Here is a 17,009-nt window from a genome sequence, read left to right on the forward strand (position 1 = left end):
ACCTTGCAAGGTCAACGCATTGGCTATATCCGCGTCAGCAGCTTCGACCAGAACCCTGATCGGCAACTGGAGCAAATCGAAGTCGGTAAGGTATTCACCGATAAGGCTTCCGGCAAGGACACGCAACGTCCCGAACTTGAAAGGCTGCTGGCCTTTGTGCGCGAGGGCGACACCGTGGTGGTGCACAGCATGGACAGGTTGGCACGCAATCTCGATGACCTGCGCCGCATCGTTCAGGGGCTGACACAACGGGGCGTGCGGATGGAGTTTGTCAAAGAAGGGCTGGCGTTCACCGGCGATGACTCACCGATGGCCAATTTGATGCTGTCGGTCATGGGGGCTTTTGCGGAGTTCGAGCGCGCACTGATCCGCGAACGCCAGCGCGAGGGAATCGTGCTGGCCAAGCAGCGCGGTGCCTACCGGGGACGAAAGAAATCGCTGAACAGCGAACAAATTGCCAAGTTGAAACAGCGAGTCGCGGCAGGCGATCAAAAAACCTTGGTGGCCCGTGACTTCGGCATCAGTCGCGAAACCTTGTACCAGTACCTGCGGGAAGACTGATCATGCCGCGCCGCTCAATCCTGTCCGCCACCGAGCGCGAAAGCCTGCTGGCACTACCAGATGCCAAAGACGAACTGATACGGCACTACACGTTCAACGAAACCGACCTATCGGTGATCCGCCAGCGTCGCGGCGCTGCGAATCGATTGGGCTTCGCCGTGCAGCTTTGCTACTTGCGATTCCCTGGCATCTTCTTGGGCATCGATGAGCCTCCGTTTCCGCCCCTGTTGCGCATGGTGGCCGCACAACTCAAGGTGCCGGTGGAAAGTTGGAACGATTACGGCCAGCGCGAGCAGACGCGGCGGGAGCACTTGGTCGAGCTGCAAACGGTGTTCGGGTTCAAGCCCTTCACCATGAGTCACTACCGGCAAGCCGTGCATACATTGACCGAGCTGGCCTTGCAGACCGATAAAGGGATTGTGCTGGCCAGCACCCTTGTCGAAAACCTGCGGCGGCAGAGCATCATCCTGCCCGCCATGAATGCCATCGAGCGCGCGAGCGCCGAGGCCATCACCCGTGCCAACCGGCGTATTTACGCGGCGTTGACCGATTCTTTGTTATCGCTCCACCGTCAGCGCCTGGACGAACTTCTCAAGCGCAAGGACGGCAGCAAATTGACGTGGCTGGCATGGCTGCGCCAGTCGCCCGTCAAGCCGAACTCTCGGCATATGCTTGAACACATCGAACGCCTCAAGGCTTGGCAGGCGCTTGACCTTCCCGCAGGCATCGAGCGACAAGTTCACCAGAACCGCCTGCTCAAGATCGCCCGTGAGGGTGGGCAGATGACGCCTGCCGATCTGGCAAAGTTCGAGATGCAACGACGCTATGCCACTCTGGTTTCGCTGGCCATTGAAGGTATGGCCACCGTCACCGACGAAATCATCGACCTGCACGACCGCATCATTGGCAAACTATTCAACGCCGCCAAGAACAAGCATCAGCAGCAGTTTCAGGCTTCCGGCAAGGCGATCAATGACAAGGTTCGGATGTATGGCCGCATCGGCCAAGCCTTGCTGGAAGCCAAACAGAGCGGCGGCGATCCGTTCGCCGCCATCGAGGCCGTAATGCCGTGGGATACCTTCGCCGCCAGCGTCACGGAGGCGCAAAAGCTCGCGCAGCCGGAGAGCTTCGACTTTCTGCATCGCATCGGTGAAAGCTACGCCACGTTGCGCCGCTACGCGCCGCAGTTCCTGGACGTACTTAAGTTACGGGCGGCACCAGCCGCCAAGGGCGTACTCGATGCCATCGAGGTGCTTCGCGGCATGAACAGCGACAACGCCCGCAAGGTGCCCGCCGACGCGCCGACCGCATTCATCAAGCCACGCTGGGCGAAACTGGTGCTCACGGACGATGGCATTGACCGGCGCTACTACGAGCTGTGCGCCCTGTCAGAGCTAAAGAACGCGCTGCGATCAGGCGATGTCTGGGTGCAGGGTTCGCGCCAGTTCAAGGACTTTGATGAGTACCTGGTGCCGGCCGAGAAGTTCGCTACTCTGAAGCTGGCCAACGAATTGTCGCTGGCAGTGGCCACCGATTGCGATCAGTATTTGCACGACCGACTGGCATTGCTGGAACAGCAGCTTGCCACCGTCAACCGCATGGCGGCGGCCAATGATCTGCCGGATGCCATCATTACCGAGTCCGGCCTGAAGATCACGCCGCTGGACGCGGCGGTGCCGGAGACCGCACAAGCCCTAATCGACCAGTCGGCGATGCTGCTGCCACACGTCAAGATTACCGAACTGCTGATGGAAGTTGATGAGTGGACAGGCTTCACCCGGCATTTCACGCATCTGAAGACCGGCGACACGGCCAAGGACAAAACCTTGCTGCTGACGACGATCCTGGCTGATGGCATCAATCTCGGGCTAACCAAGATGGCCGAGTCCTGCCCAGGCACGACTTACGCCAAGCTGTCGTGGCTGCAAGCCTGGCACATCCGGGATGAAACGTACTCAACGGCGCTGGCCGAACTGGTCAACGCGCAGTTCCGGCAATCCTTTGCCGGAAACTGGGGCGATGGCACCACGTCATCGTCGGATGGCCAAAATTTCAGAACCGGCAGCAAAGCGGAGAGCACCGGGCATATCAACCCGAAGTATGGAAGCAGTCCAGGCCGGACGTTTTATACCCATATCTCCGACCAGTACGCGCCCTTCAGCACCAAGGTAGTCAACGTCGGCGTGCGTGATTCAACCTATGTGCTCGATGGCCTGCTGTACCACGAGTCGGACTTGCGGATCGAGGAGCACTACACCGACACAGCGGGCTTTACCGATCATGTCTTCGGCCTGATGCACCTACTGGGCTTCCGATTCGCGCCACGTATCCGAGACCTGGGCGACACCAAGCTATTCATCCCAAAGGGCGATGCCGCCTATGACGCGCTCAAGCCGATGATTAGCAGCGACCGGCTGAACATCAAGCAGATACGCGCCCATTGGGATGAAATCTTGCGGTTCGCCACTTCGATCAAGCAGGGTACGGTGACGGCCTCGCTGATGTTGCGCAAGCTCGGCAGCTATCCGCGTCAGAACGGACTGGCCGTTGCACTGCGCGAGCTGGGGCGCATTGAGCGCACGCTGTTCATACTGGATTGGCTGCAAAGCGTGGAGCTGCGCCGCCGCGTGCAGGCCGGACTCAACAAAGGCGAGGCGCGCAACGCGCTGGCCAGGGCGGTGTTCTTCAACCGACTGGGCGAAATCCGCGACCGCAGTTTTGAGCAACAACGCTACCGGGCCAGCGGCCTCAATCTGGTAACGGCGGCCATCGTGCTTTGGAACACGGCCTATCTGGAACGGGCAACCAATGCTTTGAACGGGCACGGCAAACCGGTAGACGAGACGCTGTTTCAATACCTGTCACCGCTGGGGTGGGAACACATCAATCTGACCGGCGATTACCTCTGGCGCAGCAGCACCAAGGTCGGCGCAGGTAAGTTCAGACCGTTGCGACCACTGCCACCGGCTTAACGTGCTTTATTTTCCGTTTTCTGAGACGATCCCAAATACCAAACACGCAATGTTTCAGGAGTACAACCGATTTTAGGAGCAATAGCTGTGATTGCTGCCCAAGTAGAAGGATAATCTTTTTCAGATTCAATTAGTAATTGAACCGCTCTTTCTCTAATTTCGGGGGTATAGTTTGGTTTTTTCATCGGAATAGTCTCTCAGAATATTGAGTCTCCGACAAACCTGGTACGGTTCAAAGTTCTGAAGCGATATATCAAAGAGCATTGGTACGTTCAGGACAATTACCTACTGATGAAAACCAATATCCTATGCTCATCACAGCAAATCAACTTGATCTTGCGACAGGTGATGTAGATGCCGCACTATTAAGTGCCTTTAAAAATCTTGATATCCCAAATGTAGAAGCAACTACTCTTTTTCACGTATTTTCACCTCAAGATGCTCATTTAAAAACTGCTTTATACGCAAACACCTATCTGAGTTTTGGTTATTTACGTCAGTGGGCCAACACATACCCGGACAATAGCTTTGTCGAATTTGCTCATAATCTGGCTATTGATTTAAGAGATGGTTACCTGGATGGAAAAACGCTTCGTGGTGATCCAGCACCTTTAACCTCACTGGTCGCAACCACACCTGACAACATTGATCCCGCCAAAAACACAATTATTGGTATTGGAACCACTCAAAAAAATGCGCGTGAGCAATATGCAGCTTCATTAAAGCAGGCAGTGCTTGAGCTTGCTGACTCTTTTAACCAAAGCAGCACTAATCCCAAAAACTACAGCAACTTACAACAACGCACTTATGCTGGTGTCATGCCAATTGCTGATCCATCCACACCCTCAAGTGTTCGCTTGAATGGTGCTGGTGATTATCGTCGTGCTGTCGGTTTTGCAGATACCAGTGCAACATGTAATGGCTCAATCTACCCTTGTAAACAAGGTTTAATCGGCATCAATCTGATTAATCACTCTTTACCAACGATTGAATATCTCATTGGTCATTACCAAGACAGTACCCAAAATTGTCAGCTTAATGTTCGAGCCGATGGCTGGATTGAACTTATAAAAGATAATCAAAAGTTTCGATCCAAGTTAGATGGTGACAGCACAGATAATTTATTAAGAGTGAATAAAGCTGATCACGAGTATCTACTAAATAGCAGCTCCCCTGAGCCTAAGCAAGGCGAACTTCAATATGAATTTGTTCAATTACACCTTAAAGAAAATCAAGTATTAAGTGCCAGTGCAGGTTTGGATAGTCGAAAAGCACCAGACCAATTACAAAGTACACAGTTACAATGTAATTTCAGCTAATCATACTTAAATCAGGCAATTGAAACATCATTTTTGATTGCCTGATTTAGATTAAGAAATCAAATTTTCATTCATTGTTAGAAATATTAATTTTTATTGTCATTAAACCGTCATCAAATGTTAACCAAAACTTCATATCTATTAATTAGTTTACTTATTAACTAATTTTTAGAGAAAAAACTTTGAAACTAAAACCATTACTTTTACCTATATTAATCACCTCCCTATTATTTACCGCATGTGGCGGAGATGACAATAATTATTCATCATCAAATCAACCTTTAGAAAAACCAAAGCCACCCGTAACAACACCTCAATTTGATGGTGAACTTCTTGAAGTTGGTGCAAATGGTAATGTTAGTGAATTTGGCGGAGCAACTCGCTTAAAAAAAGAACGTACTCAAGCAATGCGAGAGTCTCTGAGTGACAAAACCGTCAAGCATGTAATTCTATTTATTGGTGATGGTACGAGCGATTCTGAAATCACCGCAGCACGAAACTATGCAGAAGGTGCGGCTGGTTATTTTAAAGGCTTAGACGTCTTACCTTTCACTGGAAGCTATACGACTTATTCATTAAATAAAGATGGCAAAGTTGATTACGTGACCGACTCCGCAGCATCCGCAACTGCATGGGCTTCTGGAATTAAAACTTATAACAATGCCTTAGGCCTAGATATTCGCGGAAACCATCATGCAACACTATTAGAGCTAGCAAAAAAAGCTGGATTTGCAACAGGTAATGTAACCACCACAGAACTGCAAGATGCAACCCCTGCGGCTTTAGTCTCGCATATCAGCGCACGTAAGTGTTATGGACCAAATGAAACCACTAAACGCTGTCCTGAAAGTGCATTGGAAAATGGTGGATTAGGTTCGATCACAGAACAGCTTTTAACAACACGTGCTGACGTTACTTTAGGGGGCGGCAAGAAAACATTCTATGAAGTTGCAAAAGCTGGTCCTTTCAAAGATAAGACCTTACTTGAACGCGCAAAATTAGAAAATTATCGTATTGTTGAAGACCTAAACTCGTTAAAAGCAGTTGATAGTGCCAATCAAAACCAGCCTTTACTCGGCTTATTCGCCGATGGCAACCTTCCCGTTATCTGGAGTGGTCCAGTAACACAATTAAATGGACATAACAAAGGTGCTGAAAGCTGCCGAGATAATAGTGCCTTTTCTATTCAAACACCACGCTTGGCACAAATGACAGAAAAAGCGATCGAGCTATTAAGCAACAATGAAAAGGGCTTCTTTTTACAGGTTGAAAGCGGTTCTATTGATAAACGAAATCATGCAGCCGATCCATGTGGACAAATTGGTGAAACTGTACAGCTTGATGAAGCCATTCAAGTTGCTCTTAAATTTGCAAAAGAACACGGCGAGACATTGATTGTTGTAACAGGTGATCATGCACATACAAGCCAAATTATACCAATAAATGGAGATAGCCCAGGACAAACTGCAGCTCTGAAAACCAAAGATGGGGTTGCAATGGCAATCAACTATGGCACCGCTCCAGAGGGTTCAAGTCAACATCATACTGGTGCACAAGTCCGTATTGCGGCTTATGGACCACGTGCTGCGAACGTATCTGGCTTACTAGATCAAACAGATTTATTCTTTATTATCCGTGATGCGTTAGGCATTCAACAAAACGCCTCAAGATAAACAGTACCAATTAAGGCGACCACAATATTTGTGGTCGTTTTTATCTATGGAAATTGAGTCATGCACATAAATAACCATTAATGTGAATGCTATACTCTTTCCAACATGATGATTCAAGTGAACCGTACCGGGTTTATCGGAGACTTTTTTATTTAAGTTAGGCCACCTGACCTAACGGATTAATCTTATCATAGTACATTGCTTCAAACTCAAAAGGCGATACATAACCCAGTGCACTGTGTACACGCTTTTTATTGAACCAATCTACCCAATTTAATGTCGCAAGTTGTACATCCGCTAAACCTTGCCAATCTGCTTTTAAATATTCAATCACCTCTGTTTTGTATAAGCCATTCACCGTTTCAGCCAGAGCATTATCGTATGAATCACCCGTTGTACCGACTGATGCTCGTAAATTTGCTGCTTCTAAACGATTGGTATAGCGAATGGAAAGATATTGCACACCTCTGTCGGAATGATGAATCACATTCTTTGGCATGCCTCGATCATGCAATGCTTGCTCCAGTGCATCAAGTACCATATCTGTATTCATCCGTGTTGATACTTTCCATCCAACAATTGTTCGCGAGAACACATCAATAATAAATGCGGTGTAGACCCAGCCAGAATTGGTTTGAATATACGTAAAGTCACTGACCCATAATTGGTCAGGTCGATCAGCACTAAAATTCCGTTTCACTAAATCATCTGCTCGTTTTTGATCATCTCGGCTGCGGGTAGTTTGTTTGTTCTTACCACGCCAAACACCTTGTATATCTAGCTTTTTCATCAATCGAGCAACTGTACAACGTGCAATAACATAGCCTTCACGTTTCAATTTTTGCCAAACTTTACGTACACCATATCGACCTAAACTTTCTTTCCAAATACGTTTGATTTGCTCTGCATGATGTAAATCATGCAGAGCACGTTTCGCTCGATGTTCTGGGTTATCAACGAGATCTAAAGCCCGATAATAGGTCGAAGCTGCAATCGGTAAAATTCTACAAATCGCTTCAACACCATATCGATCTTTATTGTTATGGATAAAATCCACCATTATTTGTGTGGGCGGTCGAGCTCCGCCTGGGCGAAAAAAGCGGCTGCTTTGCGTAGAATTTCATTGGCACGCTTTAATTCTTTAATTTCACGTTCCATTTGCTTCATTTTTTCTTGGTCAGATATCTGTTGTACTTTGGCAGGATTTAGTTGATCCATATGCTTTAAATACCAAACACGCAATGTTTCAGGAGTACAACCGATTTTAGGAGCAATAGCTGTGATTGCTGCCCAAGTAGAAGGATAATCTTTTTCAGATTCAATTAGTAATTGAACCGCTCTTTCTCTAATTTCGGGGGTATAGTTTGGTTTTTTCATCGGAATAGTCTCTCAGAATATTGAGTCTCCGACAAACCTGGTACGGTTCAGTCCTGAGGAAATGATGGAGCAGCATGATTTTTGGGTTGTTCTTGATGCCTGTTTAAATCATTTGCCTGCGAAGTATGCGCAAGTATTTATGTTGAGAGAGATGATTGAACTGAGTTCTGATGAAATATGCGCAAAGCTAGGACTCAGTACTTCTCATCTTAATGTTTTGATGTACCGTAGCCGAGCAAGGTTACGTGAGTGTTTGGAAAATAAATGGTTACTCAAGGAGGATTGCTCATGTTGACTTGTCGACAAGCGACGCAATTACTTTCTGAACAGCAGGATAGGCAATTGGTATTTAAAGAGCAAAGTGCTTTGCAGCTCCATGTAATGATGTGCCGTTCATGTCGTCGTTTTGGAAAGCAAATGAAAATATTAAGCCTACTTACTAAAGAATTTAAAAAAGTTGATGAAGTGAAAAAAGATTAGACAATAAAAAGCCTCAACGAATTGAGGCTTTTATGGCACTTACATATTCGGATAGTTTGGACCACCGCCACCTGAGGCAGGAAGAACAAAGCAACGCTTTGTCCTGCCGCAAGTGTAAAAGCTATGCTTTTGCAGAGAAGGTAGCTGTTCTATTACATATTTGGATAATTCGGACCACCGCCACCTTCAGGTGTTACCCAAGTAATGTTCTGTGATGGGTCTTTGATGTCACACGTCTTACAGTGAACACAGTTCGCAGCGTTAATTTGGAAACGCTTAGAACCATCATCATTTTCCATGACTTCATACACACCAGCAGGGCAGTAACGCTGTGCAGGCTCATCCCACTTCGGCAAGTTAACCTGAATTGGTGTTTCAGGATTGGTCAACTTTAAGTGAGCCGGTTGGTTTTCTTCATGTACTGTATTCGATACAAATACAGATGATAAACGGTCAAAAGTAAGCTTGCCATCTGGTTTTGGATAGTTCGGTTTGAACGTTGTGGCATCTACTGTTTTTAGTGTTGCATAATCTTGTTTTAAGTCATGCAAGGTAAATGGCACTTTAAAGATATTTTGGTCGATAAAGTTAAATGCACCACCCACCCATGTCCCAAACTTATGCATCGCAGGACCGAAGTTACGCGCTTTATATAACTCTTCTTTTAACCAAGAATTGTCATATTTTTCAGTATAAGCGGTGAGTTCTTTGGCAAAGTGATCGTCGCCTTCAGTTACACGTGCAATCGCAAGATCACCACCTTTAGCAACACCCGCAGCAATCGCTTCAAATACTGCCTCACCACATAACATGCCTGACTTCATGGCAGTGTGTGAGCCCTTGATTTTCGAGAAATTCAAGAAACCAGCATCATCACCGATCAAGCAGCCGCCTGGGAAAGTCAATTTAGGTAGCGAGTTAAAGCCGCCTTTGACTACAGCACGTGCGCCGTAAGAAATACGTTTACCGCCCTCTAAGTACTGTTTGATGACTGGATGAGTTTTCCAACGCTGCATTTCCATAAACGGATACATGTGTGGGTTTTCATAAGAAAGATCGACAATCATACCCAAGGTCACTTGGTTGTTTTCAGCGTGATATAACCACCAACCGCCAGCAGAGCCAGTTTCAGACAATGGCCAGCCAGCACCGTGCATCACTAAACCTTCTTTATGTTTAGCTGGATCGATTTCCCAAAGTTCTTTGATCCCGATGCCATAATGCTGTGGGTCAACATCACGATCCAGTGCAAAACCTGCAATCAAGCGTTTGCCGAGATGACCACGGCAACCTTCAGCAAACAAAGTGTATTTGGCATGTAATTCATAGCCCGGTGTGAAGTTATGCGTTGGCTCACCATTTTTGCCAATGCCCATATCACCAGTTTGAATGCCTTTTACCGTACCATCTTCGTGGTAAAGGATTTCAGATGCAGCAAAACCAGGGAAGATTGATACTTCTAATTCTTCAGCTTTTTGACCTAACCAACGCACCACATTGCCGAGAGAAATAACATAGTTCCCTTCGTTATGCATTGATTTAGGTACCATCCAATACGGCATCTTTTGTGATTTAGTATCAGACAATAAGAAATAAGTTTCGTCGCCAGTCACAGGGACATTGAGTGGCGCACCTTCTTCTTTCCAATTTGGGAACAATTCATTCATGGCACGTGGTTCAAGTACAGCACCAGAAAGGATATGCGCACCTACTTCAGAGCCTTTTTCAACAACACAAACAGAAAGGTCAGGTAGGTTGTTTTCAATCGCTAATTGACGAATTTTAATCGCAGCAGATAAACCCGCAGGCCCTGCACCTACGATCACTACGTCAAACTCCATCGCTTCACGTTCGATGTGTTCCATGTAGGACTCCTCATATTTTTAGGGGTGGCAACCGTAATATTGTGATTCGGTGCTGCCATGAGTGTTCTGAATTGCCAAACACAAAAAGAATCTATTGTGCTTGCAAACGTTTGGGATAGTATAGTTTTAAACCTTGATCTCGCCAATTGGCTGAGCGGTCATATTTTCTCGTCAGCAAGGCATAAACTATGATAAATGAAAATGATTCTTCACAGAATACAGGAAAAATCGTGTTTCCTGATGATAAAAACTTAATGAACATTGCACAATACTTAAAAGATGTACAGCAAAGTCACAAAAGGTCAATTCCACCTTTAGACCAATGGCATCCAAAGCATTGTGGCAAAATGGATTTGCAGATAAAAGCCAATGGTGAATGGTGGCACGAAGGTCAATTGATCAAGCGACAAGCATTACTTGATCTGTTTAGTAAAGTGTTATGGAAAGAAGATGGAAAGTTTTATCTCAAAACACCTGTAGAACAGATTGAAATCGAGGTTGAAGATGAGCCTTTATTGATTAATCAGGCCGATCAGATTGAGATCGAAGGCAAGACCTATTTGCAGCTCACAACGACCAACCAAGATGTGGTGATTGTGGATCAACAACATCCTATTTATATGCGTGAATATGAGGGAGAGCTACGCCCTTATGTACATGTGCGCTTTGGGATGAATGCCTTGATTCAGCGGCAGAGTTTTTATCATCTGATTAACTACGGTAACTTGTCTGAAAATGCGCAAGGTGAGGCAGTTTTAACATTAAAAAGTGGTGATTTGGTCTTGCATTTAAGCACCTGAGGTTTAAGCTTAAAAGAGCGAATAAACAAGTACCAATGATTTGTATGACTGCCGTTCAAGCGATGCCGCTTTTATTAGACCCTATGCCTCATGCATGCTCAGATGCACCGATTGGGATTTTTGATTCAGGGGTCGGTGGACTGTCGATTGCGCAAGAGATTGCTCAGCATTTACCAAATGAACGGATCCTTTATTATGCTGATACCAAGCATGTGCCTTATGGCGCTCGTTCAGATCAGGAGATTCGTCAACTCACAGCGCAAGCGATCGAGTGGTTATACCGCCAAGGTTGTAAGGTTGCAGTGGTGGCCTGTAATACGGCTTCAGCATTTAGTTTAGATTATTTGCGTGATCATTATGGCGAGCGCTTCCCGATAATCGGTTTAGTTCCTGCATTGAAACCTGCGGTGATCCAAACGCAGACCAAGGTGGTTGCTGTGTTGGCGACGCCTGCTACGTTTCGTGGACAACTGATTAAAGATGTGATGTCTCATTTTGCTGAACCTGCAGGCGTGAAAGTGTTAACCGTGACCAGTTTAGAACTCGTACCTTTTGTTGAGGCTGGGCAGCAATTGAGCGAAGCATGCTTGTCAGTACTACAGCAAGTTTTGCAACCTGTGATTGATCAAGATGCTGATTTTTTGGTGTTGGGTTGTACTCATTATCCATTTTTAAAAGAGGCGATTCGTCAGGTTTTTGATGAAAAGTTAAAATTAATTGATTCAGGGCAAGCAGTTGCGAGACAAACTGCATATATTTTGATAAAAAATAGGTTATTATCTGACAAAATGCGTCATAGTTTTGCACGTATTGAATGTTTTGTCAGTGGTAACAATGCTGTCGTATTAGAACCCGTACTACAGCGTCTTATACCAAAACAAATAACATGGACGATTCAAAATTTGGATGTTGTGAGCACATGAAAGTGCCAAATCGAACCATATTTTATATTTTATCGGGGTTATCTTTTAACAAAAATCAAGATTAGAACTTGATATTATTGATAAGTGAATTGGGGCTTAGCCTATGCAAGATACTCGTTATCAAGTCTTTATTTCGACATCTGGTCATGAAATGCAGCCAGAACGAGCGGTTTTAGCCCAGACTTTGGTTGGTATGGGTTTTTTCTCATGGGGGTTAGAACAGCGAACACCGCTTAGTACCTCGATTGCTCGTCGTCAGATTGATGACTGTGATTATGTGGTGATTTTATTGGGAAGTCAGTATGGTGAGCAGTCAGTTTCAGGTGTGGGCTATATGCATCTGGAATATATTTATGCCATGACCAAACAAAAACCGATTGTTGTGTTTATGCATGAAGAGCCTGAATCTAGGGAGGCGCAATTGCATGATCATAAAGCTGAATTAAAAGAAAAATTCAAAGAGTTTAGAAAGCAGCTGCAACACGAAGTTGATCAAGTGTTTTGTTATCGTACTTTAAGAGATTTGGAACTTGCAGTACGTTCGGCTATGCCGCAAATGTTAGAGCGTTATCCTGTGGTTGGCTGGGTTCGTCCTCAAAATACCCAAGTGTTACGTGATGAAATTGATACTTTACGCGCTAAAGTCAAACAACTTGAAACAGAGCTTGGTAGTCGAGAAGCAGATCCACTGACCAGCGTACCGAAAGTCTCGATGTATGAATTATATGCATTTGAATATCGGATGCATGCTTATCAGGATGGTAACTTCAAAGAAGTGAGACCTCATCGAAAAATGACATGGGCGCAGTTGTTAAATGTACTGGGGACTGCGTTTGTAATCCCAACGCCAGAAGAATATTTTTCGAAACGCATGAACGAGTATTTAAATGAAACAGGCTTGGATGATGCGCGAAAAGAAATGCCAAGAGCGCATGCGGTATCACGTGCTCAACTGAATATTCGAGCGTTGCACGAGATCAAGTTACAAATGCGCCAAAATGAATGGATTATTCCGACAGGACGGGATGATCGCCAGCGTATGCTTTGGCAATTGACCACAAAAGGGCAAAAACTTTTAGAAAGTAATGTATTGGATAGTAATCGGGTTTTTCAGTTTAAGACAATGCATTAAACCAATTTATAAAAAGGCGCGAAAACTGCTAAAGTAATTGAATAAACTCAATGAAAAGCGGATGCGATCTATGTCAGCGACACCAAAACCTAAAGTGACTGTGGTTCTGGCAAATTTAGGTACGCCAGATGAACCTACTGCGCCAGCAGTACGTCGTTTCTTAAAGCAGTTTTTATCTGATACGCGTGTGATTGAGATTCCTAAAGCACTTTGGTGGATTATTCTACGATTATTTGTGCTGACTTTTCGTCCTAAGCGTGTGGCCGAAGCTTATGCATCGGTTTGGTCAAAAGATTCCCCGATGCGAGAAATTGTGCTTGAACAAGCACAATTGATTAAACAACGTTTAGAAGATGAAAATCATCATTTTGATCTGAATGTTGTTCCTGCCATGACCTATGGTCAGCCGAGTATTTATAACGTTCTAGCACAACTTGAACAAGATCCGCAGGAGCATGTAATTTTATTGCCTTTGTTTCCGCAATACTCAGCTACATCAACCGCACCGTTGTTTGATGCTTTTGCTAAATGGATGCCTAAGCAACGTCATTTACCGGGTATCACCCTCATTAAAGATTATTATCAGCACCCTTTATTTATTCAAGCATTGGCAGACAGTGTGACCAACTACCAGCTTCAACATGGTAAGCCTGAGAAATTACTCATGTCTTTTCATGGCATTCCGCAACCGTATGCTGACAAAGGTGATCCTTATGCAGATCGTTGCCGAGTCACAGCACGTTTAGTAGCTGAAGCCTTGCATTTAAATGAGGATGAATGGGCGATTAGCTTTCAGTCACGTTTCGGTAAACAAGAATGGGTCAAACCCTATACCGACACGCTGCTTGAGCAGTGGGGTGAGCAAAAAGTTAAATCAGTTCAGGTCTTGAGTCCTGCCTTTTCAGCGGACTGTTTAGAAACGCTGGAAGAGCTTGCGATGCAAAACAAAGAAATTTTCCAGCATGCTGGAGGCGGAGAATATGCTTATATTGCGGCACTCAATACTGATCAGGCACATATAGATTTGCTTGCCAGTCTGGTTCAGGCTAATCTTGACGCACTCACCCATACCTTAGCCCATCGTTAAGTCGATGCTTTACTCTGCCAGAGGTTGTTATGCTGCAAGTCAAAATCGTCCCTGTTACTGCATTTGTTCAAAATTGTTCTATCCTTTGGGATAGTGAGAGCAAAGAAGCGGTTTTGATCGACGCAGGTGGGGATGCTGCCGTTCTCAAAAAAGAAGTTGAGGATTTAGGCTTAAAGGTGAAAGCTTTGTGGTTAACCCATGGACATTTAGATCATGCGGGTGCAGTCGGGGAGCTTGCTGAAACATGGAAAATTCCTGTGATCGGTCCGCATAAAGAAGATCAGTTTTGGTTGGATATGATTCAGGAAGTTTCGGCTCGTTATGGATTTCCCATTCCGCAACCTGTCAAAGTCGATCAATGGTTAGAGGGTGGAGAGGTACTAAAACTGGGTGAGGATGAATTTGAAGTTCGTTTTGCACCGGGTCATACGCCGGGTCATGTGATGTTCTACAATGCACAGCATGGTTTACTTTGGACAGGTGATGTTCTGTTTAAAGGTTCAATTGGACGTACCGACTTTCCAAAAGGCAATCATCAGCAATTGTTGGATTCAATTCAACGTGAGTGCTTTAGTTTGCCTGATGAAACTCAGTTTATTTCAGGTCATGGTCCGATCAGCACCATTGGCTACGAAAAACAATTTAATCCATTTGTTGCCAGTAAAGCGGGTTAAGCCGTTGAAATATGCTTCTGTATAGCAGTTATACAGAAGCATATTTCCATCATTTCGGTGAGCAGATCAAATCGTTTCAAGCCATTTCTGATTGGCTAGGCTCATATCAAAATTCAAACTATTACAAATACTTTGCAAATCAAAAGAGGCTTTGTCTTCTGGAATTTGGATCAGAATAGGTAAACGGGTAATGCCATTATCGCCTGTTGGAAAGGCATAGTGTCGCTCTTTGTGATTCACCGAGATCAGTGATTCAAACTCTAAATAAACAATTAACGAAGGAAAGCGTCGTTGCATACGAATGATTTCCTGATGTGCATTTTTCTTAATTTGAGACGTTTTTTCTTTGAGCTTGAGGATCTTGTCCTTTATTTTTTGTGGTTTGTTGAATAGCTTGTTTAAGAAGCTAACACTTTGCTTTAACTGGCGTTGGTTTTCTTTTAGTTCCGAGAAAGCATCCTTGTATTCTTGTAAAGAGTGCGTACTAATATCTTTCAGCATATTGGTCGGTTCGAGTGCCTCTGCATGATGCTTTTTCCATTCATCATAAGAAAATACCGTGAAAATATCGGCGTGCCGTTTGTGCAGCAGCGTTGCATAAGATTTGAGTCGAGCGACAAAAAGGTGGACGTGTTTATTGCAGATGATCGAAGGTTGTGATTGGAACGCAATAAAATGGCGGATAATCTCATCCAGCGTTTGTTTCATACTGATATATAAATAATGACATTCGTCTGTGTGATGTACTGAGTGCTTTAGCGCATCTGCAATCGGCTCAAGAATATTACGACATAATTTTTGCTCAAAATCGATCAACCGTTGTTCTACCAATTTTTCAATAAAAATACCTTTTGGGTTGAGTGGTTCCATCAAGAAGGGCAGCAGTACTTTGTCTGTATACAGTTCGATATTACGAACAATATCGGACACATAGTGGTTCACTTGTTTATCGATGGTAATGATATGGTTGATCTGCCAGAGGAACTGCTGTTGCTGTGAGCTATCGTCGATTTGATCGAGATGCAGGATTGCGGCATTCACATAGATATTTTCACAGGCTTCAAATTGCTCTTCTTGTAAAAATCGTCGAATCGAAAAGGTATTTACAATACCTTTGGTGCTTGGTGCAAGTGCGAATATATATTTAGAGGTTTTGACGATATCCAGTTGTTTGGTTTTTTGTTGCTTATACAGGACGTATTTAAGGAGATGGTTTTTTTCCTCTCTTAATTGATGTGAGCGAATAATATTAAACGTGTATTTTAAAAGCTGTTGTTTGAGAAAAACCTCAGTAATAAATGTCTTGATAATATCGTTATTAATACCTCGATGGTTGTTTGGAAGCGCGATATGTTCTTTGGCAAGGATCATTTGTGCAGCGACATAGATAAACTCCTTTAGAATCTGATTTTTCTGTGCTTGCAAATCAAAATCATCTTCCGTGTCTATGTTATTGATCTGACTTAGGATATTCTCAAGATAGTCTGAGATTTCGTAAATATCATGGTACTGTCGGAGTCTTTCTAAAGAATCAATGATCTTGTTGAGCAACATTTTAATATACGGATAGTGAATTTTTTCGCTCAGCACATTGAGGTCAGGCTTTGTCAGTGATGAGAAGGTATTGTCTTTTCTATTCCAGTGGATTTTCTTGTGTTGCAGGATGTGTTGGCAAATGTTCTCACGATCTTGCGGAGAAATGTCGGAAAATAAAGCTTGTAATGAGCGCTGCCAATCTTGATCTAAGTGGGGATCAATTTGTGTTGCCAAAACTTTAAGCTGATAGGGGATATTATTATTCATTTACACATCCTGTTAAATTTTAATATTTTTTATAAACTGGGCCGATATCAAACAATGCGATTGGATCAGCATGATGTACACGTTTTTGGGCTTAAACCCTATTTGTTTATCTATGCAACATTGGATTAAGATTTGCACAGCATCATGAAAAAGTAAATTACTGTGATGTAATTCACATATTTTAAAAGTGTAAGTTTTTATTGCTTAATTTCTTTTAATTTATCTTTTTGATTTTTCTATTTATTCTTTGATATAAGCTGAATGCGTGGTGGATTGCGCTGTGATGAATACTAAAATTTGAACAAAAATCACAATTATCGAACAATATCTTCGTACAAGCTTG

At 44.4% G+C, this 17,009-nt stretch carries 12 protein-coding genes, 3 pseudogenes and 1 other annotated feature; of the genes and pseudogenes, 11 read left to right on the forward strand and 4 right to left on the reverse strand.

Annotated features, from left to right (window positions below; translation table 11 throughout):
* The first annotated feature begins 3 nt into the window (after positions 1–3).
* On the forward strand, positions 4–561 hold the full coding sequence (locus tag F991_RS02015) for a recombinase family protein (RefSeq protein WP_004213590.1): 558 nt from the start codon (positions 4–6) through the stop codon (positions 559–561).
* A gap of 2 nt (positions 562–563) precedes the next feature.
* The gene (locus tag F991_RS02020) at positions 564–3,533 is read left to right on the forward strand and encodes a Tn3 family transposase (protein ID WP_004213592.1); all 2,970 of its coding nucleotides are present in this window, start codon (positions 564–566) and stop codon (positions 3,531–3,533) included.
* A 32-nt stretch (positions 3,534–3,565) separates the two neighbouring features.
* Here F991_RS02020 and F991_RS02025 read toward each other — a convergent pair.
* Positions 3,566–3,718, reverse strand: a pseudogene (locus tag F991_RS02025) (IS3 family transposase); the annotation flags it as partial.
* Between the two features lie 51 nt (positions 3,719–3,769).
* On the opposite strand from F991_RS02025, the pseudogene F991_RS02030 reads away from it, so the two are divergent.
* Together F991_RS02030 and phoA are read left to right on the forward strand one after the other, a co-directional pair.
* Positions 3,770–4,852: pseudogene (locus F991_RS02030) on the forward strand (hypothetical protein); the annotation flags it as partial.
* Between the two features lie 182 nt (positions 4,853–5,034).
* Entirely contained in the window at positions 5,035–6,525 is a 1,491-nt protein-coding gene (phoA, locus tag F991_RS02035; RefSeq protein ID WP_004668447.1) for an alkaline phosphatase, read from the forward strand.
* A gap of 157 nt (positions 6,526–6,682) precedes the next feature.
* On the opposite strand, the gene F991_RS02040 is transcribed toward phoA, so the two are convergent.
* Positions 6,683–7,902, reverse strand: a protein-coding gene (locus F991_RS02040) for an IS3 family transposase (protein ID WP_155757136.1) whose coding sequence is annotated in 2 segments (ribosomal slippage) — positions 6,683–7,626 and positions 7,626–7,902 — 1,221 coding nt in all. Because the reading frame shifts where the segments join, the coding sequence is not laid out codon by codon here.
* Positions 7,511–7,627 (reverse strand) — a sequence feature (AL1L pseudoknot). Its footprint overlaps the gene before it by 117 nt.
* A gap of 49 nt (positions 7,903–7,951) precedes the next feature.
* On the opposite strand from F991_RS02040, the pseudogene F991_RS02050 reads away from it, so the two are divergent.
* Positions 7,952–8,197, forward strand: a pseudogene (locus F991_RS02050) (sigma factor-like helix-turn-helix DNA-binding protein); the annotation flags it as partial.
* Positions 8,191–8,382 (forward strand): zf-HC2 domain-containing protein, encoded by a 192-nt coding sequence (locus F991_RS02055; protein ID WP_004668449.1) that lies wholly within the window; start codon positions 8,191–8,193, stop codon positions 8,380–8,382. The pseudogene F991_RS02050 and the gene F991_RS02055, both read left to right, overlap by 7 nt.
* Positions 8,383–8,534: 152 nt before the next feature.
* Here F991_RS02055 and F991_RS02060 read toward each other — a convergent pair whose 3' ends face one another.
* Positions 8,535–10,247 (reverse strand): electron transfer flavoprotein-ubiquinone oxidoreductase, encoded by a 1,713-nt coding sequence (locus F991_RS02060; RefSeq protein ID WP_004668450.1) that lies wholly within the window; start codon positions 10,245–10,247, stop codon positions 8,535–8,537.
* Positions 10,248–10,435: 188 nt separating this feature from the next.
* Here F991_RS02060 and F991_RS02065 point away from each other — a divergent pair, with 188 nt between their 5' ends.
* The 5 genes from F991_RS02065 (at position 10,436) to F991_RS02085 (ending at position 14,863) form a co-directional block, all read left to right on the forward strand.
* Positions 10,436–11,047: a DUF1285 domain-containing protein gene (locus tag F991_RS02065; protein WP_004668452.1), complete on the forward strand. Its 612-nt coding sequence runs from the start codon at positions 10,436–10,438 to the stop codon at positions 11,045–11,047.
* A 44-nt stretch (positions 11,048–11,091) separates the two neighbouring features.
* Positions 11,092–11,970, forward strand: coding sequence for a glutamate racemase (gene murI, locus F991_RS02070; RefSeq protein ID WP_004668454.1), 879 nt, complete (start codon positions 11,092–11,094; stop codon positions 11,968–11,970).
* A gap of 103 nt (positions 11,971–12,073) precedes the next feature.
* A complete protein-coding gene (locus F991_RS02075) occupies positions 12,074–13,102 on the forward strand; it encodes a DUF4062 domain-containing protein (protein ID WP_004668455.1) in 1,029 nt (342 codons plus the stop codon).
* 70 nt (positions 13,103–13,172) lie between these two features.
* Complete coding sequence (gene hemH, locus F991_RS02080) at positions 13,173–14,189, forward strand: ferrochelatase (RefSeq protein ID WP_004668456.1); 1,017 nt, start codon at positions 13,173–13,175, stop codon at positions 14,187–14,189.
* Positions 14,190–14,218: 29 nt separating this feature from the next.
* The gene (locus F991_RS02085; RefSeq protein WP_004668457.1) at positions 14,219–14,863 is read left to right on the forward strand and encodes an MBL fold metallo-hydrolase; all 645 of its coding nucleotides are present in this window, start codon (positions 14,219–14,221) and stop codon (positions 14,861–14,863) included.
* A 66-nt stretch (positions 14,864–14,929) separates the two neighbouring features.
* Here the strand turns inward: F991_RS02085 and F991_RS02090 are convergent, their stop codons facing one another.
* Positions 14,930–16,666 carry a hypothetical protein gene (locus tag F991_RS02090; protein ID WP_004668459.1) on the reverse strand — a complete coding sequence of 579 codons (1,737 nt, stop codon included), beginning with the start codon at positions 16,664–16,666 and terminating at the stop codon, positions 14,930–14,932.
* Positions 16,667–17,009 lie beyond the last annotated feature (343 nt).

Source organism: Acinetobacter sp. CIP-A165, assembly GCF_000367985.1.
In the GTDB taxonomy this organism is placed as follows: Bacteria; Pseudomonadota; Gammaproteobacteria; order Pseudomonadales; family Moraxellaceae; genus Acinetobacter.

What these genes read in the sequence shown, in the direction of transcription:
- F991_RS02020 (WP_004213592.1), top strand. Translation starts at nt 564, where the DNA reads ATGCCGCGCCGCTCAATCCTGTCCGCCACCGAGCGCGAAAGCCTGCTG.
- F991_RS02055 (WP_004668449.1), top strand. Translation starts at nt 8,191, where the DNA reads ATGTTGACTTGTCGACAAGCGACGCAATTACTTTCTGAACAGCAGGAT.
- F991_RS02060 (WP_004668450.1), bottom strand. Translation starts at nt 10,247, where the DNA reads ATGGAACACATCGAACGTGAAGCGATGGAGTTTGACGTAGTGATCGTA.
- F991_RS02065 (WP_004668452.1), top strand. Translation starts at nt 10,436, where the DNA reads ATGATAAATGAAAATGATTCTTCACAGAATACAGGAAAAATCGTGTTT.
- murI (WP_004668454.1), top strand. Translation starts at nt 11,092, where the DNA reads ATGACTGCCGTTCAAGCGATGCCGCTTTTATTAGACCCTATGCCTCAT.
- F991_RS02075 (WP_004668455.1), top strand. Translation starts at nt 12,074, where the DNA reads ATGCAAGATACTCGTTATCAAGTCTTTATTTCGACATCTGGTCATGAA.
- hemH (WP_004668456.1), top strand. Translation starts at nt 13,173, where the DNA reads ATGTCAGCGACACCAAAACCTAAAGTGACTGTGGTTCTGGCAAATTTA.
- F991_RS02085 (WP_004668457.1), top strand. Translation starts at nt 14,219, where the DNA reads ATGCTGCAAGTCAAAATCGTCCCTGTTACTGCATTTGTTCAAAATTGT.
- F991_RS02090 (WP_004668459.1), bottom strand. Translation starts at nt 16,666, where the DNA reads ATGAATAATAATATCCCCTATCAGCTTAAAGTTTTGGCAACACAAATT.